We start from the raw sequence: 23,944 nt of genomic DNA, 5'->3' as shown, positions 1-23,944 counted from the left end.
GTATCGGTTGCTGCACCAAAAAATCATAAAAACAAAACAGGTACCTTGCGATGCACAACCAGATTGCCAGCTTCCGTGCGGCACTCGACGCCCGTCCTGTGTCCCGTTATCAGTGGTTGCTCCTGATCCTGCTCGCCTTGCTGCTCGTCACCGACGGCTACGACGCGCAGGTGCTCGGTTACGTTGTCCCGGCACTGGCTCAGGATTGGGGTCTGGAAAAAGCCGCATTCGGACCTGTTTTCAGCGCCAACCTGCTCGGTTTGACCATTGGTTCGCTGGTGGTCACACCATTGGCTGACCGCTTCGGCGTGCGACGGATTCTGCTTGCTTGCGTGCTGATCTACGCCACGCTCACCGTGTTGATGGTGTTCGCCGATTCCCTGAATACGCTGATGATCGCGCGTTTTATCTGCGGCATCGGCATGGGCGGCGCGATGCCCAGCGCGATGGCGTTGATGTCGGAATATTCGCCACCACGCTTGCGTACTTTGATGGTGACGCTGGCGGCGTGCGGTTTTTCGTTCGGTGGTGCGGCGGGTGGTTTTGTCGCGGCCGGATTTATCGATCAATTCGGCTGGCAAGCGGTGTTCCTCGCTGGCGGCGTGACGCCGTTGCTGCTGTTCCCGTTCCTCTGGTGGATGCTGCCGGAGTCGCTGCCGCGTTTGCTGCGTGACGCGCCGCCGTATGCGCGCCTGCGCAAAGTCACCGCGCGAATGTTGCCGGACTGGCAACCGCCAGTGGCGAGTGTCGAGCAAAACGAACGCGAGCAGGGCAGCAAACTGACCGTGGTCGAATTGTTCCGCAACGGCTACGCGCGACCGACACTGCTGATTTGGGCGACGTTTTTTGTCAGCCTGATTCTTCTGTATTTCATGATCAGCTGGCTGCCGACGTTGCTGCTGGAAAGTGGCCTGACACTCAACGAAGCCAATCTGGTGACGTCGATGTTCCTGTTCGCCGGCACCCTCGGCGCGATTTGCATGGCGTGGTTTGCCGACCGTTTAAAGCGCAAGGTGCGGCTGTTGTCTGGCGTGTTGGCCGGCGCGGCGCTGTGTACGATTTTGCTCGGCCTTAATCACGACAGCCCGCGTTATCTGGTGGCCTGCGTGTTTGCGGCGGGGTTCTGCATCATCGGCGGGCAACTGACGTTGAATGCGTTCGCCAGTAACTTCTATCCGGCGCACGTTCGCGCCACGGGCACTGGTTGGGCATTGGGTGTAGGGCGTTTTGGTTCGATTCTCGGGCCCTTGTTCGGAAGTCTGCTGCTGGCGATGCACATTCCCGTGGAGCAGATTTTCTTCTTCTGCGCGATTCCGGCGGTCATTGCGGCGCTGCTGATCATCCAGGTGCGCTCGCCTTCCGAGGGTGGTTCGGTTGTTGGTGTTGCGGCGCCTTTTAAATCTTGAAGATCAAAAGATCGCAGCCTTCGGCAGCTCCTACATGAGATCACCTGTAGGAGCTGCCGATGGCTGCGATCTTTTGCTTTTAATGGACGACAGAATTAGGCGGCAAGTGGCTGAGCCGGTCGGTCAGGCGCAGACGCTGGATCGGATCATCGCTCAGCAACAACGCACGCTCCAGATCGAAGCGCTCGGCATTCGGGCAATCCAGCCGCTGATACAAACTCGCCCGCGCCAGATAATCAGCGGCAGCAGCATCGCCCAGTTCGAGTACCCGTTCAGCGTCGATCAGCGAGGCAATGTAGTCCTCATGGGTCAGATGCAATTGCCGCAAGTTGCGCGACAAACGTTGCAGCATCTGCACCGGCGAGGCGGTCAGTAAATGCTCGGCGTTGAGCTTCATGTTCGGCCCGTACTGGCGCTGCAACAACTCGCGACAATCATTCGGATACAGGCGTCGACCGCCGCAGGGATCAAGCAGGTGATCGGCCCCTGGTACTCGCAGCAGAAAGTGCCCGGGGAAGTTGACCCCGACCAGCGGAATCTCCAGGCCCTGTGCCAACTCCAGCGCAATCAACGCCAGCGCCAAAGGCTGACCGCGACGGGTCTGCATGACTTTCGGCAGCATCGCCGCCTGCGTTCGTAACGGCAAAAAATCATCCTGAGCGAAACCCAGATCGGTCATCCGCCGCAGCAACGGTTGCGCCAGTTCACTGACCGGCAGCATCGGCAGCCCATAACTAACGCGCTGTTGCAGCTCTTTGAAGTCGTGCAGCAGCGCCGCCGGGTCGACGTCTTTTTCGTGCTCGGCAGCAATCCACAACGCGGCTTCTAACAGCGCGGGCGGTGAACGGTGCAGGCACTCGAAAAATCGTTGACGCGGACTCATCGCAATCTCCCTCGAATGCCTCGTTTTAGCCCCGTCAGTGCTATTCGTCCAGTGGCGGATTTTGCAGCGATTGAGTTATGCCGCAAAACATCTGTCTTCGAGGCCGCTTATTCCGGTGCGCTCCAGCAATTTTCAGGCGCAAGCCTATACTGGCGTTCTACAAGAAGTGATTCGGGAGCCCAACAATGTTTGCGCTCATGCAAAGCACTCGCCTGGATTCGCTGCACCTTAGCGTCGACCCGGTTTCAGGGTTGAAGGCGGTCATTGCCATCCATAACAGTCGCCTCGGGCCAGCCCTGGGCGGGTGTCGTTACCTTGCCTATCCGAATGATGAATCAGCCATCGAGGATGCCATTCGCCTGGCTCAGGGTATGAGCTACAAAGCCGCGCTGGCGGGATTGCCGCAGGGCGGTGGCGTTGCGGTGATCGTGCGGCCGGCGCATGTGGAAAATCGTGCGGCGCTGTTCGAGGCGTTCGGCCGCTGCATCGATCAGCTTGATGGCCGTTACATCACCGCCATCGACAGCGGCACCTCAGTGGCGGACATGGATTGCATCGCTCAACAAACCCAACACGTCACCAGCACCACCTCGGCGGGCGATCCGGCCCCGCATGCGGCAATGGGCGTGTTCGCCGGTATTCGCGCGACCGCCATGGCGCGGCTGGGCAGCGATAATCTTGAAGGTTTGCGCGTGGCGATTCAGGGTTTGGGCAACGTCGGGTATGCGCTGGCGGAGCAACTACACGCGGCGGGTGCCGAATTGCTGGTCAGCGATATCGACCACGGCAAGGTGCAACTGGCGATGGAGCAACTCAACGCGCATCCGATTGCCAACGATGCGTTGCTCAGTACGCCGTGCGACATTCTTGCGCCGTGTGGGCTGGGCGGGGTGCTCAACAGTCACACCGTCACACAATTGCGTTGCTCGGCGGTGGCGGGCTCGGCGAACAATCAACTGACGCATCTGGACGTGGCTGATCAACTGGAACGGCGCGGAATTCTCTATGCGCCGGATTATGTGATCAATGCCGGTGGGCTGATTTATGTCTCGCTGAAGCATCGCGGCGAGGAATTGCCGACAATTACCGCGCATCTGTCGAAAATCAGTTCGCGGCTGACGGAAGTGTTTGCTCATGCGCAGGCGGAGAAGCGTTCGCCAGCGCGGGTGGCGGATGAGTTGGCGGAGCGGGTTTTGTATCGGTGATGGGGGGAAGATCAAAAGATCGCAGCCTTCGGCAGCTCCTACAGGGGCTGCGATCCTTTGTTGATTACTTCGGGGCTTTTGCCGCTTTCGCAGGCTTGGCCGGCGCTTCAGCGACTTCCACCACTTCAGCGTTCTCGACAGGCTCGGCCGGTGCGTTGATCAGCTCCGACAGCGCGTCAGGCTGGCTCTTGAACGCCCGGGCGAACACATCGCGATTCTTCGCCATGTAGATCCCGGCTTCTTCCACTTGCTGTTCAGTCAGGGACGGAACGGCTTTTTGCAGGACATCGGCCAGATATTCGGCCAGTTCGAGCATTTTGTCATGACGGTCAGCTTCGGCTTTATCCATGAACAAGCGCTCCAGATCTCGGCTGCTGCGGTATACCACTTCGACGGCCATTCACCACCTCACATGCCTTCACATTAAGTTGTCTTGACGACTACTGTATCCATATACAGCGAAAAGGATAAGCGAATCCCTGCGCCATGGGTAGTGGGATTTTAATGTAGACCGGATTTAGGGTTTGTCAGTGGGATCGTGTTGGGGCCATTCGCGAGCAGGGATCGTGCAAACCCGAGGCCTGCGACCAAACGCCACGGCGCGGGTTTGGTGATGGCTCGCCATGATGGCGTGGCCTCTTTTCTGCATGAAAACCGTTACGTGCAGAAAACCGTCACGTCCAACGCGCATCATCCGCTCGCATCGAGCTAAGGAACATCATCGTGAAAATAAACTGGGCCGAGAAACTGCGGCAAAACGTGCATCAACTGGCCGAGTCCCTGGGCAACCTGTTCGTCGAAACCTTCCACTATCTGGCGCTGTTTGCCATCGGTGCGGTGACGGCATACGCGGCGGTGATGGAGTTTCTCGGGATGCTCGAGGAAGGCCACATCAAGATCGATGACATTCTGTTGCTGTTCATCTATCTCGAGTTGGGCGCGATGGTCGGGATTTATTTCAAGACCAACCACATGCCGGTGCGCTTCCTGATCTATGTGGCGATCACCGCGCTGACGCGCCTGTTGATCTCCAACGTCTCGCACCACAACCCGCCGGACATGGGCATCATCTACCTGTGCGGCGGGATTCTGCTGCTCGCGCTGGCGATTCTGGTGGTGCGTTACGCCTCGTCACAATTTCCCTCGGTGAAAATCGAGAAACCACAGCGCACCCTCGGTACAGGTTCCAGCGAGCATCCCGAGGTCGAGAAGGGCGAGCTTTAAAGTCCGGCCGCTGGTCGGGGCTGATCAATGATTTTTTGCGGTGGCGGGGTCAGTCCGTCGCCGCTGGTCATCGATTCGAGGATCGCCATGGCGCTGTGGCCCTGTTCGATGGCGATGCCGAATTGAATGCTCTGCACCAGGCGTTTAAGGCGCGCGGGATCGTTGCGTTGTTCGGCGCTGATCATGCGTTTGGCCACGATCCGGCCGTTGTTGGATAGGGTCAGCATAATGCTGCCGTCCAGCCCTTGAATGCTCAGGTTGATCTGATAATCCGGCGCGAAAGCATCGGTAATGATCTGAAATGGATTGTCCATGATGCGTCACCGCCTGATTGAACGTGCAGTTGTTGACCGGCCGTGATCGGGTTGGTTCGCCAGACCTGATCACCGGCCATTCCGTGGCCATTCGCGAATTGCTCGTGTAGGAGCTGCCGCAGGCTGCGATCTTTTGATCTTCGGTGTTTTGATTTCAGTCATGAAGATCAAAAGATCGCAGCCTTCGGCAACTCCTACCATGGAGTTTGCAAGGGACATGCCGGAAAAATTGTCGAACAATGAACACGGCGATAAAAAAGGCGAGCCACGGGGCTCGCTTTTTTTTATCGCGCGGTTTCAGGGCAGAACTGCGCAGATGACCGCTGACAGTGCAATCGCGATCAGCACTCCACCCAGTTCACCGCCAGGCCGCCGCGCGAAGTTTCTTTGTACTTGTCATGCATGTCGGCGCCGGTATCGCGCATGGTGCGGATGACCCGATCGAGGGAGATGAAGTGATTGCCGTCGCCGCGCAGGGCCATTTGCGTGGCGTTGATCGCTTTCACCGCCGCGATCGCGTTGCGCTCGATGCACGGCACTTGCACCAGCCCGCCGACCGGGTCGCAGGTCAGGCCGAGGTTGTGTTCCAGACCGATTTCGGCGGCGTTTTCCAATTGCTCCGGAGTGGCGCCGAGCACGTCAGCCAGACCCGCAGCGGCCATTGCGCAGGCCGAGCCGACTTCGCCCTGACAACCCACTTCGGCACCGGAGATCGAGGCATTTTTCTTACACAAAATACCGACGGCAGCCGCGCCGAGAAAGAACGCGACGACATCGTCGTCAGACGCGTCCGGATTGAATTTCATGTAGTAGTGCAGAACCGCCGGAATGATCCCCGCTGCACCGTTGGTCGGTGCAGTGACCATACGTCCACCCGCCGCGTTTTCTTCGTTCACCGCGAGGGCGAACAGATTCACCCATTCCATTGCAGACAGGGTCGAGCTGATCACATTCGGTTTGCCGATTTCCAACAGGCTGCGGTGCAATTTCGCTGCACGACGCGGCACATTGAGACCGCCGGGCAGGATGCCTTCATGGCGCAAACCTTGTTCGACGCACTCCCGCATCACCGACCAGATATGCAACAGGCCCTGACGGATTTCGGCGTCGCTGCGCCAGGCGCGCTCGTTGGCCATCATCAGCTCGGACACCCGCAAGCCATGCTTTTTGCACAACGACAGCAGTTCGGCGGCGCTGGAAAAATCGTACGGCAGCACCACGTCGCCGGCCGGGGCTACACCCGACTCGGCTTCCGCCGCTTCGACGATGAAACCACCACCGACCGAGTAGTACGTTTGCTCAAGCAGCACGTCGGTTTCGCCGAAGGCTGTCAGCGACATGGCGTTGGGGTGGTAGGGCAGGCTCTCGTCGAGCAGTAGGAGATCTTCCTGCCAGTTGAAGGCAATCGCGCGTTGACCGGCGAGGGACAGTTGGCCTGACTCACGCAATTGCTGGATGCGCGGGTCGATGGTCGACGGATCAATGCTGTCCGGCCATTCGCCCATCAGGCCCATGACCGTGGCGCGATCGGTGGCGTGACCGACGCCAGTAGCGGAAAGCGAGCCGTACAGGCGGATTTCCACGCGCCGCACATCATTGAGTAACCGCTGGTCGATCAGCGCTTGAGCGAAGGTCGCAGCGGCGCGCATCGGGCCGACGGTGTGGGAACTGGACGGGCCGATGCCGACTTTGAAAAGATCGAAAACACTGATAGCCATACTAAAGCCTTGCAAGTCATGGAGTAGGAATCGCCGCCATTTTTTGTAGGCCAAGCGCAATGTCGGCGATACTGCCTCTCTCGGTCTGACGTGACCAACGAAACTTCCTAAGACAGCCTTTAGCAGGACTAAACGATGAGTCGTCAATTGCACGCACAGACCTATGTCTGGCTGCAGGTGTTTTCCTGTGCCGCACGGCACCTGTCATTCACCCGATGCGCGGAAGAACTGCACATCACCCCGGGCGCGGTCAGCCAGCAAATCCGCCAACTGGAAGAGCGCCTCGGCTTTCGTCTGTTTCACCGGCGTGCGCGGGGCGTGGAGTTGAGCGCGGAAGGGCAGCGGCTGGCGATCACGGTCAACGAGGCGTACGGCAGCATCGATGCGGAATTGCGTCGACTCGATGCCGGGATGATCAGCGGCACGCTGCGGGTACGCTCGATTCCATCGTTTCTGAGCAAATGGCTGACGCCACGCTTGCCGCGCCTGCAACAGCGTTTTCCGGATATCCAGTTGCGACTGGTGGCGGAGGACAGCAGCGTGCCGTTGCACGAAGGCGACTTCGATCTGGCGATCGATCTCAACGACGGCAGCTATCCGGGATTGTTATCCACAGCCTTGCTCGATGAGCAGATTTTCCCGGTGTGCGCGCCGAGCCTGCTACGCGGTCGCCCACCGCTGCACGGGCCGGCGGATCTGGGGCATTTCCCGCTGCTGCACGACATCACCGCCTGGCGCGGCAGTTATGAATATGCGGAGTGGGAGTTTTATCTCAACGCGATCGGCTTCGAAGGCGCCGACGTACGGCGCGGGCACACCTTCAACCGCAATCACCTGACCATCGAAGCGGCGATTGCCGGCATGGGCGTGGCGATTGCCCGGCGCACATTGCTTAACGATGAGCTGGAGCGGGGCGCGTTGATCGTGCCGTTCGGCTTGTCGGTGCCCAATCACAAACGTTACGTGTTGCTCTATGCGCCAGGGGCGCTGAGCCATCCGGGCGTGCGTGCGGTGCATGATTGGCTGGTCGAAGAGGCGGGGATTTTTCGCAGCTTGCACCCGTTGAACGACGGGCAATTGTGAGCAGATTTTGCCGGGTTGCGAGGCGACCCAACTCCCGACCTTACCAGCGCTTTACTCGGTTGTCCGGCTTTTTTTGCGAATGAATATTTATCTTTTCTCAGGGGTTGAAATGTTCGGCAGTCGGGCCGATTGTTGTAACCAAGGGGTCAGGAAATTCAATTCAGGCCCCTCGCGAGCTAGCTGAAATAAGGGATGAACTATGCAAATCCAAGTCAACAGCGATAACCATGTTCAAGGCAGTAAACGACTGGAGGAGTGGGTACGTACAACCATTGAGAGCACGCTCGACCGTTATGAGGAAGACCTGACCCGTGTCGAAGTCCATCTGAGCGACGAGAACGGTGACAAACCAGGACCGCATGACATGCGCTGCCAACTGGAAGCGCGGCCAAAAGGCCATCAACCGATTTCCGTGACCCACAAAGCCGATTCGCTGGAACAGGCGATCGACGGCGCTGCCGAAAAACTCGAGCACGCCCTGGAGCACCTCTTCGGCAAACTGCGAGGTAAACCACGCGCCGCTGTAGTGCCCTTCACCGGCAAGGCCAACGACAAGCTGTTGGCGGAAGAATTTGACGAGAACGAACAGGCAGCGATCAACAGTTGATGCGCTGATTCTATAAGCCAACCTGATGAGAACGGGCCTGCGAATGCAGGCCCGTTTTTTTTGTGTTGTGGGATGGTTTTGGGTATCGCAGCAGAAAGCAGCCCCTCACCCCAGCCCTCTCCCAGAGGGAGAGGGGGCCGACCGAGGTGTCTAGCGGGGTACATCGACCTGAAAGACCGCGTTGATTATGGATTCGGCAAAGCAGAATCAGGTCGGCGTGACTCACAAGCATCCCCCAATCAGTCCCCTCTCCCTCCGGGAGAGGGTTAGGGTGAGGGCAATTTTCGAGCTGCCGCTATTCGTATGATCTGCTCCAGTACGTCATCCATCTGCTGAAGTACCTCCAGATTGCTGAACCGTACGACCTCAATGCCCTGTTGATACAGGTAGAGAGTTCGGCGCTGATCATGAATCAATCCCGACGTTTCAAAGTGCTGCCCACCGTCCAGCTCAATCGCCAATTTCAGCTCAGCACAGTAAAAATCCAGCACGTAAGGCGGACAGGGAAACTGTCGGCGGAATTTAAGATTGGCGATCTGGCGGGAGCGTAATTTCTGCCAGAGCAGGAGTTCGCAGTCGGTTTGGTTAGCGCGTAACTGGCGGGAGAATTGGACGAGGGTGGGGCGGGTTTGCATGCTTCACGATCCTTGTGAAGTTGATTTGATATTTTACTGTAGCCGAGAACCCTCACCCCAGCCCTCTCCCAGAGGGAGAGGGGGCCGACCGAGGTGTCTTGCGGGGTACATCGACCTGAAAGACCGAGTCGATTATGGATTCCGCACAGCACGTTCAGGTCGACGGAGATCGTGAGCATCCCCCAATCAGTCCCCTCTCCCTCCGGGAGAGGGTTAGGGTGAGGGGCTCTTCAATCCTCAGAACGCTACCGAAGTCTGCACATAAACCGTCCGCGGTTCCCCCACATACTTGCCTTTGTTGTTGTCATCAAACGAGCGCGTGAAGTACTGCGTGTTAAAAATGTTCTTCACCCCAACAGCCACATTAAGATCCGACAACTGCGGCCCAAAGTCATACCCCGCGCGGCTGCTGAACAGCATGTACCCCGGGATCTTGCCCGTACTGCCATCAGCACTTTCCTTCGAGGTATTGGCGTTATCAGCAAACTGATCACTCTGGAAACTGCTGTCCAGATTCAACTTCCACGCCCCCTCGGTGTAACCCACGCCAATCGTGCCCTTGTGCTTTGACGAGAACGGCACCCGATTACCTTTGTTCGGCCCGTCTTCACGAATAGTCGCGTCAACGAAAGCGTAAGTCGCGTAAACATCGAAACCCGCCAGCGCCGGGCTCAAGTCATCCAGCGCGTAGTTGACGCTGGTCTCGATACCCTGATGACGGGTCTCACCCCGGGCGATCACCGAATCGTTGGTCTGATTACTTTCATACTGATTGTCGAAGTTGATCAAGAACGCACCAATCTCCGCGCGCAACGCGCCATTGTCATAGCGAGTACCAAGCTCCCAGGTGCGGGCCTTTTCCGGTTTCACTTCACCGCTGCTGACACGGTTGGGCATCTGGCTGTACTGCACGCTGCCGAACGAGCCTTCGGTGTTGGCGTACAGATTCCAACTGTCGGTCAGGTGATACAGCACGTTCAACGCCGGCAGCGCGGTGTTGTAGTCGCCTTCATATTTGACGTTGGTCAGGTTGTTGGTTTGCTGCGAGTCGATCATCTCGTAGCGCACGCCCGGGGTGATCGTCCATTTGCCGATGTCGATGCGGTCGTCGACGAAGAACGCATTGGCTTCGGTGCCGCCACGGGTATCGCGGTCGTTGCGGCTGTTGGTGGTCGGGTATTCGTTGCTGGCGATCGGCGTGCGATAGCGCAGTTCGTGGCCGGCCTCGTTGATGTAGCGGTAGCCGATGCCGACTTCATGGCTGGTCGGGCCGAGGTCGAAGCCTTGGGCGAAGCGAGTTTCCAGGCCGCGTACCCAATACTCGCGCGGCGACAGCGAAAGGAAGCTGCCCTGATCCAGATAACCGCTGCGCAGGGTTTTGGTGAAGAAAGTATTGGCGGTGAATTCGCGGCGATCTTCCTGATAGCGATAGCCGAAGTTGAACATGGTGCGACGGCCCCAGAACTGGTCTTTCGAGCGGGTCGACTGATACGGATCGGCATCGTAATCGGCGACGTTCAGCCCGCCCGGCATGTCGGCCTTGCCTTCGTAATACTGCGCCATGGCGTTGAAGCTGTTGGCCTCGTCGAGCTGGTATTTGCCCTTGAGGATCAGGTCGTCGATTTCGCTGTCGCTGTGTTCGCGCCAATCACCGCCGCGCGTGCCGGAGTAGAGCAATGCGCCGCCGAGACCGTTGGCGTTGGTGCCGCCAGCCAGCAGGTTGGCGCTGGTCTTGAAGCCGTCGTGGCTCGACGAAGGGCTGGTCTCAGTCTGGAAGCCACCCTTGACCGTAGGCGCTTCAGGAATCGCGCGGGTGACGAAGTTGACCACGCCGCCGACGTTCTGCGGGCCGTAACGCACCGCGCCGCCGCCGCGCACCACGTCCACCGCATCCATGTTGCCCATGCTGATCGGCGCGAACGACAACTGTGGTTGGCCATAAGGGGCGAACGGCACGGGAATGCCGTCCATCAACACGGTCGAGCGTGCGGCCAGACGCGGATTCAAACCGCGAATGCCGAAGTTCAGCGCCATGTCGTGGCTGCCGGTGCCGTTGTTTTCCGGGGCGTTGACGCCGGGAATGCGGTTGAGCACATCGCGGGCCTGGGTCGCGCCCTGACGTTCGAACTCTTCGCGGCGGATCACATCGCGCGCGCCGGGGTGTTCGAAGACGTTGATCTGCGCGGCATCGCCGAGCCAGTCGCCGACGACTTTCGAGGTGTCCAGCTCCAGCGCGGCATCGGTGATCGGTTGCAGGCTGAACGCGTTGTTACCTTCGGCGCGTGCTTGCAGACCGGTGCCTTCGAGCAGCGCATTCAAACCTTGCTCAGGCGTATAGCTGCCCTCCAGGCCATGGCTTTGTACGCCGCTGGTAACTTGTGAACCGAAAGAAATCAGCACACCCGCTTCACGGCCAAACTGGTTGAGGGCATTTTCCAGCGACGACGGTGCGATGTGATAAGCCTTGGCGTCGGCCGCCATCGCGGCGGGCAGGGCGCTGAAGCTCAGGCTGGCGCCGAGGACGAGATTGCGCAGGCTGCGGGCCAATGGCGTGAGGCGGGTGGGGTGCATGGTGGATGATCCTGAGAAGGTTGAATCAAGGGGGCTTTCCTTCTCTGTCACGCCAGATCTGAAAAACGGCTCATTTATTTTTCAAGGATCAAAAGATCGCAGCCTTCGGCAGCTCCTACATTTGCAATGCATATCTCCTGTAGGAGCTGCCGAAGGCTGCGATCCTTTGATCTTGTTCCTTACACCCGCGCCTCAACGGTCACCCAGTACCGGGTAAAGCGCTTCACCTTCACCGGCAGACTGATTTCCAGCAGATCAAGAATCCGCTCACTGTCGTCCAGCGGATACGTCCCGGAGATCAACAAGTCAGCGACCTTACTGTCGCAATTAAGCTGCCCGCGACGATAGCGACCGAGCTCATCGACAAAATCCCCCAAGCGCATATGCGCCGCCACCAACATGCCGTCCACCCACGCTCCACTGTTGGCATCCAGCGCTTTCGCGTCACCAACAAACGTCGAGGTAAAACTCAGTTGCCGAGCCACCGGCAGCAGCATCGGCGCACGCCCATCGGCGCTTAGTTCGACCCGCCCTTCAAACAACGCCACCTGCGTGCGATCGGCCAATTGCCGCACATTGAGACGCGCGCCCTGGGTTTTCAGAATGCCCTGCGCCGTACGCACTTCAAACCCGTGCGACGCGGTCAGGAGCATTTCGCCTTCAAGCAAACGAATCAAACGCTGATCAACACGCACGTCAGCCGCACTCGCCGTGTTGAGGTGCAACTGATCGCCCGCACCCAACGCCACCTTGCGCCGCTGACCAACCGGGCTGCGGTAATCAGCAAGCAGCGACGGCAGCGGATTGTGCTCACGCATTCCCCAGGTCGCAGCCGAACCGGCGCCAAGAATCAGCAACAATTTCAGCGCCTGACGTCGACTGCCCGACTTCGGCCCGTTCAACACCGCATGCGCCAGCGGTGAAGACACACCGCGCAACCGCTGATTGACCCGCTGAATGTGTTCCCACGCCCGCCGATGTTCGCTGTGCGCCTCCAGCCATTGTTGCATCGCCATCTGCTCGCGCGGGCTCAGGGCGCCTTGCTGCATTTCCATCAGCCAGTGCACAGCCTGTTCGGCCACCTGCGAAGAAAAATCCGGCGCGCGATTCATAGGGCGAAGTAGCAGCGCATCGCCACTTTGTTCAGATGACGTTTGACCGTGGCCACAGAAATGCCGAGTTCAGCGGCGATCTGTGGATAAGTCAGGCCATCGACCTGCGCCAGCAAAAACGCGCGTTTGACCTGTCGCGGCAAGCCGTCGAGCAACTCATCGAGCTCCATCAGGGTTTGCAGGATGATCGCTTTGTGTTCTTCCGAGGGTGCGAGCATTTCCGGCATCTGCGCGAGGGTGTCGAGGTAGGCGCGCTCCAGATCCTGACGGCGGTAGTGATTGAACAACACGCGCTTGGCGAGGGTGGTGAGGAACGCGCGCGGCTCAATGATCACCGGTGGATCGCGAGCGGTCAGCACTTTGATGAAGGTGTCCTGCGCCAGATCCGCCGCGCTGTCCGGGCAGCCGAGTTTGCGCCGCAGCCAGCCGGTCAGCCAGCTGTGGTGGGCCTGATATAGCGATTCGACGGGATGGGCGGACGACAACGATGACTCCGGGCGTTTTGTTGACGCGGTAGAGAGGTGCGTTAGAGAACAAGAACTGTTCGCATTGTAGGGTGCGCTGACGGTGTCCGGCAATCAGATGCTTTTGCGTATGAGAATATTTATCATTAATATTGCTCGACTGTTGTTCGGCTTGTCGGCCGGACGTTTTCGTTTCAGGGTCGAAACATGAAAGCCAAACTCGCCACACTTCCCATGTCCTATCGTCTGGCCGTTACCTCGCGGGTGCTGGCGGCGGTGTTTGGCGGCTATCTGGTCGCGGCGCTGGCCAGTGTCACCCTGACCATGTGGTTGCCGCTCAACCGCGCCGAAGCCGTGGTGACCGGCATGACCGTCTCGTTTCTGGTTTATCTGGTGGCGGTGTTGTGGTGCTTTGCCTGCCGCACGGCGTGGTCGGCGTGGGTCGGTTTGCTGGTGCCGAGCGTGATTCTGGCGACCATCTCCGGCGCCGCTCGCGGGTTGGGCTTTGCATGAAAGAGGGTTTTCGCCAGGCCATGGCCTGGTTGCACACGTGGGTCGGGCTGGTGTTCGGCTGGTTGCTGTTCGCGATTTTTCTGACCGGCACGCTGGCCTATTTCAATGATGAAACCACGCACTGGATGCAGCCGGAAATTCCCTCGCGACCGTTGAATGCCGAGGCGAGCCTGACGCTGGCGCAAAATTATCTACAGCAACATGCCGCCGGCGCCTCGCGCTGGTTGATCGACTTGCCCGACGCCCGTGATCCCGGGCTGACCGTGCGCTGGCAACAATCACCGGGCAAACCCGGCGAGCGCGGCCGCTTCGAATCGAAAACCCTCGACGCGCAAACCGGCAGCGAAGTGCAGGGCCGCGAAAGCATGGGCGGCGAGTTCTTCTACCGCTTCCACTTTCAGCTGCAAATGCCCTATCCGTGGGGGCGCTGGCTGGCGACGATCGCCGCGATGGTGATGTTCGTCGCGCTGATCACCGGGATCATCACCCACAAAAAAATCTTCAAAGACTTCTTCACCTTCCGTCCGCGCAAAGGCCAGCGCTCCTGGCTCGACGGGCATAACGCGGTCGGCGTGCTGGTGCTGCCGTTTCACCTGATGATCACCTACAGCAGCCTGGTGATTTTCATGTCGATGGTCATGCCGGCGAGCATTTTGGCGTCGTACGGCAGCGACGTGAACAAGTTTTATGATGAGGTTTTTCCTGCATCCAATACCCCGGAACGCGCCAACATTGCGCAGGCGCTGGCGCCCATGGCACCGCTGTTGGCCAAGGCCAGCGAGCAATGGTCGGGCGGCCATACGGCGCGACTGTCGGTGAACAATCCGGGCGACGCCAATGCGACGGTGGTGCTGTCGCGTGCCGGCGACCGCGTGGTGCACGATTTCGGCCGTGCGGTGACGTTCAACGGGGTCAGCGGGCAGATGCTCGGCAGCACACCGAATCAGCCGATGGCCATGGCGGTCGGCGGCGCTTTCTATGGTTTGCACATGGGCCACTTCGCCGGGCCGGTGTTGCGTTGGCTGTACTTTATTTGCGGGCTGGCCGGCACGGCGATGATCGGCACCGGGCTGGTGATCTGGCTCGGCAAGCGTCAACTGAAACATGCGAAGAGCGGCGTGATGCCGTTCGAACTGCGGCTGGTTGAAGTGCTGAACATCGCCAGCATGGCCGGGCTTGTGACGGCGATTGCGGTGTTCTTCCTGGCTAATCGTCTGTTGCCGATTGGCCTCGCCGGGCGTGCGGATTGGGAAGTGAATGCGTTCTTTATCGCCTGGGGTCTGAGCGTGGTGCACGCGCTGTTGCGACCGGGGCGCAAGGCGTGGGTCGAGCAACTGGCGTGCGGCGCGTTGCTGTTTACTGCTGTGCCAGTGATCAACGCGCTGACCACGTCGTGGAATCTCGCTGCAACCCTGACGCAGGGCGATTGGACGCTCGCCGGTTTCGATCTGACCTGCCTCGCCACCGGCGTGTTTCTCGCGTGGGCCGCATGGAAAATGCAACACGCCGCCAGCACTGTCAGCGTGAAAAATCCTCGTCGCGAAAAGGCCCGGGCGATCACCCTTGAGCAGGGAGCGAACTGATGCTGCTGGCGCTGCTGCTGTGCTATGCCGGGTTCACCGCGTTGTGTCTGTCGATGCCGCGACATCACGATGAATTGCTCGGTCACAAACCTTCGGCCTCGCGTCGTCAGGCGCTGAAAATCGGCGGATGGTTGTTGCTGTGTTTGTCGCTGTGGGCGGCGGTGACGGTGAACGGCTGGAGCTTTGGCCTGGTCGACTGGTTCGCCGTGCTGATGCTCAGCGCATTGACGCTGGTGTTGCTGATGCCGTATCGCCCGCGTCTGGCGTTGGCGCTCGCCGGGCTGAGTCTGTTGGCCAGCCCGGTGGCGGCATGGGCGCAGTGCTGACGTGCTGATCGGTCTCCCTCCGGAATCCCGCGACGACGAACCGCGCGGGGCGCGTGCGCATTTTCTCCAAGTGTTCCTGTCCCAGCGCTCGCAGATGGAAGCGCTGGTGAATCGGCGCGTCGGCTGCCGGGCGACAGCGGCGGATCTGGTGCAGGATCTGTTTCTGCGTTTCTGGCGCCGACCGCTGGTGCAAGTCGAAGAGCTCAGCACTTATCTTTTGCGCTGCGCCGGCAACATCGCCATCGACCATTTGCGCAGCGAAGGTACGCGCTCGCGAGTCAACGAAGGCTGGCAACCGGATGAGCCGCACAGCCACGGCAGCGAGCCGCAAGCCGCGCTCGAAGCGGGCAATGATCTGCGTCATGTCGAAGCTGCGTTGCGTGCATTGCCCGAGCGCACCCGACAGATCTTTTTGCTCAATCGCATCCACGGTCGCAAGTACGCAGACATCGCCAAAGCCATGGGCCTGTCCCAAAGTGCCGTGGAAAAACATATGATGCGCGCCCTCGAGGCCTGCAAGGCCAGCCTGCGCGAACCCGCGCCACGCCTGCCAGGGAAAGCACCGTGAAGCCAACCGATTACGTCACCCCGACACCGGCTCAGGAGCAGGCTGCATTCGCCTGGCTGAGCCTGTTGCATGACCGGCCAAGCGCGGGCGATCAACTCACCTTCAGCCAATGGCTACGCGCCGATCCGGCGCACGCCGAGGCTTATGCGCAGGCGCAAGTGGTCTGGGAGCTGAGCGAAGGCCCGGCGCGAACATTGGCCGATGAAGACGCTTTGGCGCTGCAGGGTTATCTCGATGCGATGGATCGACCGCGTCGTCCGCAGCTGTTGCGGTGGTCGGGTGCGCTGGCGATGGCCGCGTGTCTGTTGTTGATGATCAGCCTCGGCACCGGGTGGCAGCCGCAGCGCTGGATTGATGATCTGGGGGCGGATTACGTTTCCGCGCCGGGGGAAATTCGCACGGTGACATTGGCTGATCAATCGCAAGTCACCCTCGATGCTGACAGTGCGATTGCAGTGGATTTCAGCCGGGGTGAGCGGCATGTGCAGTTGCTCCGTGGCGCCGGATTTTTCACGGTTACGCACACCGGTGAGCCGTTTGTGGTCGAGGCCGAGAAAGGTTCGGCGCGGGTGCTTGGGACGCGATTTGAAGTGCGACTGCAAGCGCATGGCGCGCAGGTGACGGTGTTGTCCGGGCGTGTCGGGGTGACGGCGGATCGTGATGGCGAACAGCAGATTCTCACGGCCGGGCAGCAAGTCGCTTACGGCGCGGGATCGGCGGAAGAACTGCATGCCGTGGACAGCGAGGCGCAACTGGCCTGGCGGCAGGGTTGGCTGACGTATTACAAGTCGACGCTGGGGGACGTGGTGGAGGATTTGCGCCGGTATTATCCGGGGCGGATTGTGCTGCTCAATGATGAGCTGGCGGCGCGCAAGGTCAGTGGCAGTTTTCCGAGCAAGGATCCGCAGGCGGTGTTGAATTCTTTGCAGGGGGTGTTGGGGTTTGAGCAGCATCAGGTGCTTGGGCATCTGATTATTTTGCGTTAAAGCGACTGGCCTCTTCGCGAGCAAGCCCGCTCCCACATTTTGGAATGCGTTCCCCTGTGGGAGCGGGCTTGCTCGCGAAGGCGTCGGCCCCGACAACACACCTGCAAAAATATTTTCAAATTGTGATGAGGTAAACCCAGGCCCCATCCGTGTAGTGACTGAAACTGCGAGTCATTCGCATCCGTTGCGGTTCTACACAGGTCATGAGTCATGAAGTCCAGGGCAAAATCGGGTTCGGTCAAACAGTGGTTAGGCGTGTCGGCGTTGAGCTTTTCGGCATTGGCGCTGTTACCGATGAGCGTGGCGCGCGCCGCTGAAACCGTCAGCAGCCAGCCGCAAAAGCAGTTCACGTTCAGCCTGGCCGCCAAACCGCTGCCGCAAGCCTTGAGCGATTTCAGCCGCGTCACCGGGCAGAGCGTGGTCTACACCGATGAAGCGCCGTACGACCTCACCGCCCCGGCGGTCAACGGCCAGATGAGCGCGGAACAGGCCCTGCAAAAGTTGCTCACAGGTTCCGGTCTGAGTTTCCGCCGTACCGACAGCCACACCCTGGCACTGGAGCCGCAACCCACCGCAGGCGCGTTGAACCTCGGCGCCACTACCATCACTTCGATGCGCGACGATTCGTTGAGTTATCAGCCGCCGGAAACCAGTTCGGTGATGCGCTCGTCGGCCTCGCTGCAAGAAGTCCCGCAGACCGTCAACGTCATCCCGGCGCAGGTTATCCGCGATCAGGCGCCGCGCAATCTCGACGATGCACTGGCCAACGTCAGCGGCATCACTCAGGGCAACACCTTGGGCAGCACGCAGGACTCGGTGATGACCCGCGGGTTTGGCGATAACCGCAACGGTTCGATCATGCGCGACGGCATGCCAATCGTGCAGGGCCGAGGCATGAACGCCACGGTCGATCGCGTCGAAGTGCTCAAAGGCCCGGCCTCGTTGCTCTACGGGATTCAAGACCCCGGCGGCGTGGTCAACATGGTCAGCAAGAAGCCGGAACTGGCGCAATACAACGCCCTGACCCTGCGCGGCTCGACCTACGGCGACGGCAAGAATGGCAGCGGCGGCACTTTCGACAGCACCGGTGCGCTGGGCGATTCCGGGCTGGCCTATCGCATGGTGCTCGATCACGAAGACGAAGATTACTGGCGCAATTTCGGCACGCTCCGCCAAACCCTGATCGCACCGTCGCTGGCCTGGTTCGGCGAAAGCACCAAGCTGTTGTTCGCCTACGAGCATCGCGAATTTCTCACGCCGTTCGACCGTGGCACGCTGATCGATCCGCGCACCAATCATCCACTGGATATCTCGCGCAACGAGCGCCTCGACGAGCCGTTCAACAACATGGAAGGGCGTTCGGATCTCTATCACTTCGAAGCCGACCACGAACTCAACGACGACTGGAAAGCCCACTTCGGCTACAGCTGGAATCGCGAAACCTACGACGCCAGTCAGGTTCGCGTGACCGCCATCGACACCAACAAGGGCACGCTGACCCGCAGCATGGACGGCACCCAGAACGCGATCAGCACCGACCGTTTCACCACCGCCAGCCTCGAAGGCAAGGTCAACGTGTTGGGCATGCAGCATGACCTGGTGTTCGGCGTCGATGACGAGTACCGCAAGATCTACCGCGCCGACCTGATCCGCCAGAAAAGCCTGAGCACCTTCAGCTACGTCAATCCGGTGTATGGCCGTGAAGTCGAAGGCACCACGGTCAGTGCCGCCGACAGCGCGCAGACCGATGAACTGCGCAGCGATTCGGTGTTTATGCAGGACTCGATTCACCTCACCGATCAATGGATTCTGGTCGCCGGCGGGCGCTTTCAGGAGTACGACCAGTACGCCGGCAAAGGCGTGCCGTTCAAGGCCAACACCGACAGTAACGGGCAGAAATGGGTGCCGCGCGCGGGGCTGGTGTATCGCTACACCGACGCTTTGTCGTTCTACGGCAGCTACACCGAATCGTTCAAACCCAACTCGACCATCGCCCCGCTGAGCGGCAGCAGCACCGTGCTCGACGGCAGTATCGCGCCGGAAGAAGCCAAGTCGTGGGAGCTGGGCGCGCGCCTCGATCTGCCAGGACAAGTCACCGGCAATATCGCGCTTTTCGACATCAAGAAACGCAACGTGCTGGTGGCCAATGCTGAAGGCCCAACGACGATTTACAGCGCCGCCGGCGAAGTGCGTTCGCGCGGTCTGGAACTGGATTTGAGCGGTCAGTTGAGCGAGCGCTGGAGCATGATCGGCAGCTACGCCTACACCGATGCCGAAGTCACGGAAGACCCGGACTACAAAGGCAAGCGCCTGCAAAACGTGGCGAAGAATAGCGGCTCATTGTCGGCGGTGTATGACTTCGGCAGCGTGATCGGTGGCGATCAATTGCGCGTCGGTGCCGGGGCGCGGTATGTCGGTGAGCGGGCGGGTAACGCGGTGAATGATTTTGATCTGCCGAGCTATACCGTGGCGGACGCGTTTGCCACTTACGACACCCAGGTTGAAGGGCAGAAGGTCAAGTTTCAGCTGAATGTGAAGAACCTGTTTGATCGCACTTATTACACGTCGGCGGCGAGCCGGTTCTTTGTGTCGATGGGGGATTCGCGGCAGGTTTCGTTGTCGAGTACGTTGGAGTTTTAAGTCAAAATCAAAAGCCCCTCACCCTAACCCTCTCCCGGAGGGAGAGGGGACTGATTGGGGGATATTGGAGAACTCCGCCGACGTGATCGATCTTTACCGAATCCATAATCGACTCGGTCATTCAGGTCGATGTACAACGCCAGACACCTCGGTCGGCCCCCTCTCCCTCCGGGAGAGGGCTGGGGTGAGGGGAACCAGGCCTCAACGCAAAAACGCCTGCCGATACTCCCCCGGCGTTCCGCCCAACACCTGCTTGAATCGATTGGTAAAGTGGCTCGCACTGGCAAACCCGCAAGCCAGGGCAATCTCCCCCAACGGCAACGCCGTACCGCGCAACAACTCCCGCGCCCGATCCAGACGTCGCGCCAGCACGTACTGATGCGGCGGCAAGCCAAAACTCATCCGAAACATCCGCGCAAAGTGATATTCCGACAATGCACATAATCCGGCCAACTGCCCAAGGCTGATCGGCTCGGCCAACTGGCTGTCGATGAACTCCACCAGTTGCCGACGCTGATGCGCTGCCAGCCCACCCTTCAAACGCAAACCCTGACGCGCGCCAACCTGGCTGAGCAAAGTGTGGCTGATCAATTCGTGAGCGATGCTACTGGTCAGCAAACGCTCGGCAGGCTCGTCCCAGTTCAACGTCAGCAATTGTCGAAAGCGCTGCGCTTGTTGTGGATCTTCAAGAAAAGTCTGCTCGCGCAATTGCATCTCACGCGGTTCACGATCCAGCAGCGTGACGCAACCGAGGGCGAATTGTTCAGCGCTGAAATACAGGTGCGCCAAACGAATATCACCGTTGATCACCCAGCCCGATTCGTGATCGGCGGGCAGGATGCACAGCTTGTCCGGCCCGCCTTTTTGCCCCGGCTGGCCGCGACGGAAAGTGCCGGTGCCGCCAGCGATGTAGCAGGACAGCGTGTGATGGCTCGGCGCTTCGTATTCCTGCGCGTCGTGATGGTTGGTTCCACAAAGCTGCAGACAAGCCGTCACCGAGCTCGGCGCTGTGCACAAGGCGTGCGTTCGGCGAGCGGTTGAGGGCTTGAAAGACTTGCAGGTTATCGATTGCGGCCATGATCGGTTCTCTCCAACGCCTTGCATCCTACTCCGTAGACTTCGCGCTGCCAGCCCACTGCCGGACAAAAGCGCAAGAATCTGCAAGCGCCGAAGGCAAGCCTCGGCAGACACTCAAGGCCTATTGAGGAGTAAGCGCCATGAACCTGTCGTTGTATTTGCTGACCGTGCTGATCTGGGGCACTACCTGGATTGCCTTGAAATGGCAGTTGGGGGTGGTGGCGATTCCGGTGTCGATTGTTTATCGATTTGGCCTCGCGGCGCTGGTGCTGTTTGTGTTGTTGCTGCTCAGCCGTCGGTTGCAACCGATGAACCGTCGCGGTCATTTGATTTGCGTGGCGCAGGGCTTGTGCCTGTTCTGTGTGAACTTCATGTGTTTTCTGACGGCGAGCCAGTGGATCCCCAGCGGTCTGGTGGCGGTGGTTTTTTCCACGGCAACTTTGTGGAATGCGTTGAATGCGCGGGTGTTCTTTGGGCAACGCATCGCGCGCAATGTATTGATGGGCGGGGCGCTGGGGCTGTTCGGTCTGGGCATGTTGTTCTGGCCCGAACTGGCCGGGCATCAGGCCAGTCCGCAAACCTTGTTGGGACTGGGTCTGGCGTTGTGCGGCACCTTGTGTTTTTCGGCGGGCAACATGCTCTCGAGCCTACAGCAGAAGGCGGGCCTCAAGCCGCTGACCACCAATGCCTGGGGCATGGCGTATGGCGCGGCGATGTTGTCGGTGTGGTGCCTGGTCAAAGGCATTCCGTTCGACATGGACTGGTCGCCGCGTTACGTCGGCGCGCTGCTTTACTTGGTCATCCCAGGCTCGGTGATCGGCTTTACCGCTTACCTGACGCTGGTCGGCCGCATGGGCCCGGAGCGCGCGGCGTATTGCACGGTGCTGTTCCCGGTGGTCGCGCTTAACGTTTCGGCGTTTGCCGAAGGTTATCAGTGGACGGCGCCGGCGCTGGTCGGGCTGGTGCTGGTGATGTTGGGGAACGTGTTGGTGTTCCGTAAACCGAAAACAGTCTTGGTTCCGCCACACGGTAAGTTAGCTTGATATGAAAGAGCGCTGTTTTATCAGCGCTCGACTTTCAAGGTGATGTAAATCATTACCGGGAAGATGAAGTCAACAATGTGCCGAGCCCAGTCTTTTGCATTCCATGATTGCGAAGTGTCCATGTCGAACCATTCGACGCCGACGGTTTGCAGGCAGACGTAATAGATGAAGATGGCAACCAGTATGCCCATGATCGAGAACTTCTTGGCTTCATGGAAAGCGTCCGCCGAGTCATTGACCTTACGGTACAAATGATAAGTCCCCATCAGGCAGAGCACGGTGTACGTGACTTCCATTGTAATGATGAACCAGTAAATCCGGTGGTGCAGATACGGTGAGTCGATCGCCCGGTACAGAATGTTTTCGTTGGCGGTGGTGGTGTCCATGCTCAGGATGTGAGCAACGTATTCGTAGTTTGAATTGTAGTCGGTAAAGTTATGGGTGATCACTAACAGACCAAAGAAGCTGATGTAGGCCATCAAGATAACTTTGCTGTAGCGGATAAGTTTTTCGGTGGTCATGTTGTTCAAGGTGTTCGCTCTCCATAGCGCGTTATCGTTAATTCGATAGTCTGGAGAGCTTATAGCGCTTGACTTTTATTAGGGTTAAAGTTGAATTTCAAGTTATGTAGTCAAGTTGTGGCGGGCAAGTGCAAGTTTTGCACTTGCCCGTTTTTTATCCGCGCCAGACTTGTGGGTTGACCAGATCCTGCGGGCGTTCGCCGAGCAGGGCGCTGCGCAGGTTGGCGAGGGCACGGTTGGCCATGGCTTCGCGGGTTTCGTTAGTTGCGGAGCCAATGTGCGGCAGGGTCACGGCGTTTTTCAGTTGGAACAGTGGCGACTCGGCCAGCGGTTCTTTTTCGTAGACGTCCAGACCGGCGCCGCGAATGCGGTTGTTCTGCAGGGCTTCGATCAGCGCGGGTTCGTCGACGACCGGGCCACGGGAGATGTTGACGAGGATGGCGCTTGGTTTCATCAAGGCCAGTTCGCGGTGGCTGATGAGGTGGCGGGTTTTGTCGCTGAGTGGCACCACCAGGCAGACGAAATCCGCTTCGGCGAGCAGCTGGTCGAGGCTGCGAAATTGGGCGCCGAGTTGTTGTTCAAGGTCTGTTTTGCGGCTGTTGCCGCTGTAGATGATCGGCATGTTGAAGCCGAGGTGGCCACGGCGGGCGATGGCGGCACCGATGTTGCCCATGCCGATGATGCCGAGGGTTTTGCCGTGTACGTCGCTGCCGAACAGCGGGGCGCCGACGCTGGCTTGCCATTGGCCGGCCTTGGTCCAGGCGTCGAGTTCGGCGACGCGGCGGGCGCTGCTCATGATCAGGGCGAAGGCGAGGTCGGCGGTGCTTTCGGTGAGGACGTCGGGGGTGTTGGTGAGCATGATGCCGCGTTGGTTGAAGTAGTCGAGGTCGTAATTGTCGTAGCCGACGGAGACGCTGGAGACGACTTCGAGTTTGGTCGCGGTTTCGAGTTGGGCCTGGCCGAGTTTGCGGCCGACGCCGATGAGGCCGTGGGCGTGGGGCAGGGCTTCGTTGAATTGGGCGTTGATGTCGCCGGTTTTTGGGTTGGGGACGATGACGTCGAACTCTTGTTGCAGGCGTTCGATCATTGGCGGGGTGATGCGGCTGAAGGCCAGGACAGTCTTTTTCATTGCTGAGGGCTCGACGGGCTTGATTGCAAGCAAGCTAACATTTTCTCGCTTTGATTGTCTCGGGGGGCTTGGCGGCCTTTGGGCCGACCATGTTCTTGGGGTTTTGGGTGTATATCTGTTTTTTTTGTGATGGCGGATTGAGGTTTCGCCCTTACGGCGAGTCACCTTTTCCAAACGCCGAAAAGGTAACCGAAAAGGCTTTGCTCCTGCGTTCGGCCCGCTCGCTGGGGCTCGGGGTTCCTTCGCTGCGGGATTGATCCGGGCGCAGCGCCTCCGGTTTGCTTCGCTGCACCTCCTCTCGCTGTGTTTGGCTGCGCCAAACGGTCGCTGCGCTCC

At 59.5% G+C, this 23,944-nt stretch carries 21 protein-coding genes and 2 pseudogenes; 12 read left to right on the top strand and 11 right to left on the bottom strand.

Annotated features, from left to right (window positions below; genetic code table 11):
• Window positions 1-50 precede the first annotated feature (50 nt).
• The gene (locus ACZZ0D_RS19485) at window positions 51-1,406 is read left to right on the top strand and encodes an MFS transporter (RefSeq protein WP_463554046.1); all 1,356 of its coding nucleotides are present in this window, start codon (window positions 51-53) and stop codon (window positions 1,404-1,406) included.
• 79 nt (window positions 1,407-1,485) lie between these two features.
• Here the strand turns inward: ACZZ0D_RS19485 and ACZZ0D_RS19480 are convergent, their stop codons facing one another.
• Complete coding sequence (locus ACZZ0D_RS19480) at window positions 1,486-2,289, bottom strand: transglutaminase family protein (RefSeq protein ID WP_463554045.1); 804 nt, start codon at window positions 2,287-2,289, stop codon at window positions 1,486-1,488.
• A 185-nt stretch (window positions 2,290-2,474) separates the two neighbouring features.
• Between ACZZ0D_RS19480 and ACZZ0D_RS19475 the strand changes: the two genes are divergently transcribed.
• On the top strand, window positions 2,475-3,494 hold the full coding sequence (locus ACZZ0D_RS19475) for a Leu/Phe/Val dehydrogenase (protein WP_053117228.1): 1,020 nt from the start codon (window positions 2,475-2,477) through the stop codon (window positions 3,492-3,494).
• 145 nt (window positions 3,495-3,639) lie between these two features.
• Here the strand turns inward: ACZZ0D_RS19475 and ACZZ0D_RS19470 are convergent.
• Window positions 3,640-3,894 (bottom strand): annotated as a pseudogene (locus tag ACZZ0D_RS19470) (YebG family protein); the annotation flags it as partial.
• A gap of 323 nt (window positions 3,895-4,217) precedes the next feature.
• Between ACZZ0D_RS19470 and ACZZ0D_RS19465 the strand changes: the two are divergent.
• On the top strand, window positions 4,218-4,718 hold the full coding sequence (locus tag ACZZ0D_RS19465; protein ID WP_053117232.1) for a phosphate-starvation-inducible protein PsiE: 501 nt from the start codon (window positions 4,218-4,220) through the stop codon (window positions 4,716-4,718).
• On the opposite strand, the gene ACZZ0D_RS19460 is transcribed toward ACZZ0D_RS19465, so the two are convergent.
• Window positions 4,715-5,032, bottom strand: a complete 318-nt coding sequence (locus ACZZ0D_RS19460) for a DUF3509 domain-containing protein (RefSeq protein WP_053117234.1) — start codon at window positions 5,030-5,032, stop codon at window positions 4,715-4,717. The genes ACZZ0D_RS19465 and ACZZ0D_RS19460 overlap by 4 nt on opposite strands.
• 341 nt (window positions 5,033-5,373) lie before the next feature.
• Complete coding sequence (locus ACZZ0D_RS19455; protein WP_053117236.1) at window positions 5,374-6,750, bottom strand: L-serine ammonia-lyase; 1,377 nt, start codon at window positions 6,748-6,750, stop codon at window positions 5,374-5,376.
• 135 nt (window positions 6,751-6,885) lie between these two features.
• Between ACZZ0D_RS19455 and ACZZ0D_RS19450 the strand changes: the two genes are divergently transcribed.
• Both ACZZ0D_RS19450 and ACZZ0D_RS19445 read left to right on the top strand, forming a co-directional pair.
• Window positions 6,886-7,833, top strand: coding sequence for a LysR substrate-binding domain-containing protein (locus tag ACZZ0D_RS19450; RefSeq protein ID WP_159812191.1), 948 nt, complete (start codon window positions 6,886-6,888; stop codon window positions 7,831-7,833).
• 199 nt (window positions 7,834-8,032) lie between these two features.
• Window positions 8,033-8,440, top strand: coding sequence for an HPF/RaiA family ribosome-associated protein (locus ACZZ0D_RS19445; protein WP_053117239.1), 408 nt, complete (start codon window positions 8,033-8,035; stop codon window positions 8,438-8,440).
• A 266-nt stretch (window positions 8,441-8,706) separates the two neighbouring features.
• Here the strand turns inward: ACZZ0D_RS19445 and ACZZ0D_RS19440 are convergent, their stop codons facing one another.
• The 4 genes from ACZZ0D_RS19440 to ACZZ0D_RS19425 form a co-directional block, all read right to left on the bottom strand.
• Complete coding sequence (locus ACZZ0D_RS19440) at window positions 8,707-9,075, bottom strand: endonuclease domain-containing protein (RefSeq protein WP_463554044.1); 369 nt, start codon at window positions 9,073-9,075, stop codon at window positions 8,707-8,709.
• Window positions 9,076-9,312: 237 nt separating this feature from the next.
• Entirely contained in the window at window positions 9,313-11,646 is a 2,334-nt protein-coding gene (gene fecA / locus ACZZ0D_RS19435) for a TonB-dependent Fe(3+) dicitrate receptor FecA (RefSeq protein WP_463554043.1), read from the bottom strand.
• 179 nt (window positions 11,647-11,825) lie between these two features.
• A complete protein-coding gene (locus tag ACZZ0D_RS19430) occupies window positions 11,826-12,758 on the bottom strand; it encodes a DUF4880 domain-containing protein (protein ID WP_463554042.1) in 933 nt (310 codons plus the stop codon).
• Window positions 12,755-13,243: a sigma-70 family RNA polymerase sigma factor gene (locus ACZZ0D_RS19425; protein WP_463554041.1), complete on the bottom strand. Its 489-nt coding sequence runs from the start codon at window positions 13,241-13,243 to the stop codon at window positions 12,755-12,757. Before ACZZ0D_RS19425 ends, ACZZ0D_RS19430 begins: the two co-directional genes overlap by 4 nt.
• A gap of 186 nt (window positions 13,244-13,429) precedes the next feature.
• Here ACZZ0D_RS19425 and ACZZ0D_RS19420 point away from each other — a divergent pair, with 186 nt between their 5' ends.
• The 6 genes from ACZZ0D_RS19420 (at window position 13,430) to ACZZ0D_RS19395 (ending at window position 19,838) form a co-directional block, all read left to right on the top strand.
• A complete protein-coding gene (locus tag ACZZ0D_RS19420) occupies window positions 13,430-13,735 on the top strand; it encodes a DUF3649 domain-containing protein (RefSeq protein WP_053117249.1) in 306 nt (101 codons plus the stop codon).
• Complete coding sequence (locus tag ACZZ0D_RS19415; protein WP_463554040.1) at window positions 13,732-15,318, top strand: PepSY-associated TM helix domain-containing protein; 1,587 nt, start codon at window positions 13,732-13,734, stop codon at window positions 15,316-15,318. The genes ACZZ0D_RS19420 and ACZZ0D_RS19415 overlap by 4 nt, the downstream gene beginning before the upstream one ends.
• Window positions 15,318-15,644: a DUF3325 domain-containing protein gene (locus ACZZ0D_RS19410; protein ID WP_053117253.1), complete on the top strand. Its 327-nt coding sequence runs from the start codon at window positions 15,318-15,320 to the stop codon at window positions 15,642-15,644. Before ACZZ0D_RS19415 ends, ACZZ0D_RS19410 begins: the two co-directional genes overlap by 1 nt.
• A 1-nt stretch (window position 15,645) precedes the next feature.
• Entirely contained in the window at window positions 15,646-16,212 is a 567-nt protein-coding gene (locus ACZZ0D_RS19405; RefSeq protein ID WP_053117255.1) for an RNA polymerase sigma factor, read from the top strand.
• Window positions 16,209-17,198, top strand: a complete 990-nt coding sequence (locus tag ACZZ0D_RS19400; protein ID WP_463554039.1) for a FecR family protein — start codon at window positions 16,209-16,211, stop codon at window positions 17,196-17,198. Before ACZZ0D_RS19405 ends, ACZZ0D_RS19400 begins: the two co-directional genes overlap by 4 nt.
• A 210-nt stretch (window positions 17,199-17,408) precedes the next feature.
• A complete protein-coding gene (locus tag ACZZ0D_RS19395) occupies window positions 17,409-19,838 on the top strand; it encodes a TonB-dependent siderophore receptor (protein ID WP_463554038.1) in 2,430 nt (809 codons plus the stop codon).
• A 201-nt stretch (window positions 19,839-20,039) separates the two neighbouring features.
• Here ACZZ0D_RS19395 and ACZZ0D_RS19390 read toward each other — a convergent pair.
• A pseudogene (locus ACZZ0D_RS19390) lies at window positions 20,040-20,916 on the bottom strand (helix-turn-helix domain-containing protein).
• Window positions 20,917-21,055: 139 nt separating this feature from the next.
• On the opposite strand from ACZZ0D_RS19390, the gene ACZZ0D_RS19385 reads away from it, so the two are divergent.
• Window positions 21,056-21,958, top strand: coding sequence for a DMT family transporter (locus ACZZ0D_RS19385; RefSeq protein ID WP_159812200.1), 903 nt, complete (start codon window positions 21,056-21,058; stop codon window positions 21,956-21,958).
• Window positions 21,959-21,978: 20 nt separating this feature from the next.
• Here ACZZ0D_RS19385 and ACZZ0D_RS19380 read toward each other — a convergent pair whose 3' ends face one another.
• Window positions 21,979-22,488 carry a DUF2165 family protein gene (locus tag ACZZ0D_RS19380; protein ID WP_463554037.1) on the bottom strand — a complete coding sequence of 170 codons (510 nt, stop codon included), beginning with the start codon at window positions 22,486-22,488 and terminating at the stop codon, window positions 21,979-21,981.
• Window positions 22,489-22,633: 145 nt separating this feature from the next.
• Window positions 22,634-23,608: a 2-hydroxyacid dehydrogenase gene (locus ACZZ0D_RS19375; RefSeq protein ID WP_463554036.1), complete on the bottom strand. Its 975-nt coding sequence runs from the start codon at window positions 23,606-23,608 to the stop codon at window positions 22,634-22,636.
• Between the last annotated feature and the right edge of the window lie 336 nt (window positions 23,609-23,944).

The sequence above is a fragment of the Pseudomonas sp. AC193 genome (assembly GCF_979258075.1).
This window is presented reverse-complemented; position numbering and strand designations above follow the sequence as displayed.

Bases quoted from the DNA above. Each gene is read 5' to 3' on its own strand.
- ACZZ0D_RS19375 (WP_463554036.1), bottom strand. From the start codon at position 23,608: ATGAAAAAGACTGTCCTGGCCTTCAGCCGCATCACCCCGCCAATGATC.
- fecA (WP_463554043.1), bottom strand. From the start codon at position 11,646: ATGCACCCCACCCGCCTCACGCCATTGGCCCGCAGCCTGCGCAATCTC.
- ACZZ0D_RS19415 (WP_463554040.1), top strand. From the start codon at position 13,732: ATGAAAGAGGGTTTTCGCCAGGCCATGGCCTGGTTGCACACGTGGGTC.
- ACZZ0D_RS19420 (WP_053117249.1), top strand. From the start codon at position 13,430: ATGAAAGCCAAACTCGCCACACTTCCCATGTCCTATCGTCTGGCCGTT.
- ACZZ0D_RS19430 (WP_463554042.1), bottom strand. From the start codon at position 12,758: ATGAATCGCGCGCCGGATTTTTCTTCGCAGGTGGCCGAACAGGCTGTG.
- ACZZ0D_RS19445 (WP_053117239.1), top strand. From the start codon at position 8,033: ATGCAAATCCAAGTCAACAGCGATAACCATGTTCAAGGCAGTAAACGA.
- ACZZ0D_RS19440 (WP_463554044.1), bottom strand. From the start codon at position 9,075: ATGCAAACCCGCCCCACCCTCGTCCAATTCTCCCGCCAGTTACGCGCT.
- ACZZ0D_RS19485 (WP_463554046.1), top strand. From the start codon at position 51: ATGCACAACCAGATTGCCAGCTTCCGTGCGGCACTCGACGCCCGTCCT.
- ACZZ0D_RS19395 (WP_463554038.1), top strand. From the start codon at position 17,409: ATGAAGTCCAGGGCAAAATCGGGTTCGGTCAAACAGTGGTTAGGCGTG.
- ACZZ0D_RS19410 (WP_053117253.1), top strand. From the start codon at position 15,318: ATGCTGCTGGCGCTGCTGCTGTGCTATGCCGGGTTCACCGCGTTGTGT.
- ACZZ0D_RS19385 (WP_159812200.1), top strand. From the start codon at position 21,056: ATGAACCTGTCGTTGTATTTGCTGACCGTGCTGATCTGGGGCACTACC.
- ACZZ0D_RS19480 (WP_463554045.1), bottom strand. From the start codon at position 2,289: ATGAGTCCGCGTCAACGATTTTTCGAGTGCCTGCACCGTTCACCGCCC.
- ACZZ0D_RS19455 (WP_053117236.1), bottom strand. From the start codon at position 6,750: ATGGCTATCAGTGTTTTCGATCTTTTCAAAGTCGGCATCGGCCCGTCC.
- ACZZ0D_RS19460 (WP_053117234.1), bottom strand. From the start codon at position 5,032: ATGGACAATCCATTTCAGATCATTACCGATGCTTTCGCGCCGGATTAT.
- ACZZ0D_RS19475 (WP_053117228.1), top strand. From the start codon at position 2,475: ATGTTTGCGCTCATGCAAAGCACTCGCCTGGATTCGCTGCACCTTAGC.
- ACZZ0D_RS19450 (WP_159812191.1), top strand. From the start codon at position 6,886: ATGAGTCGTCAATTGCACGCACAGACCTATGTCTGGCTGCAGGTGTTT.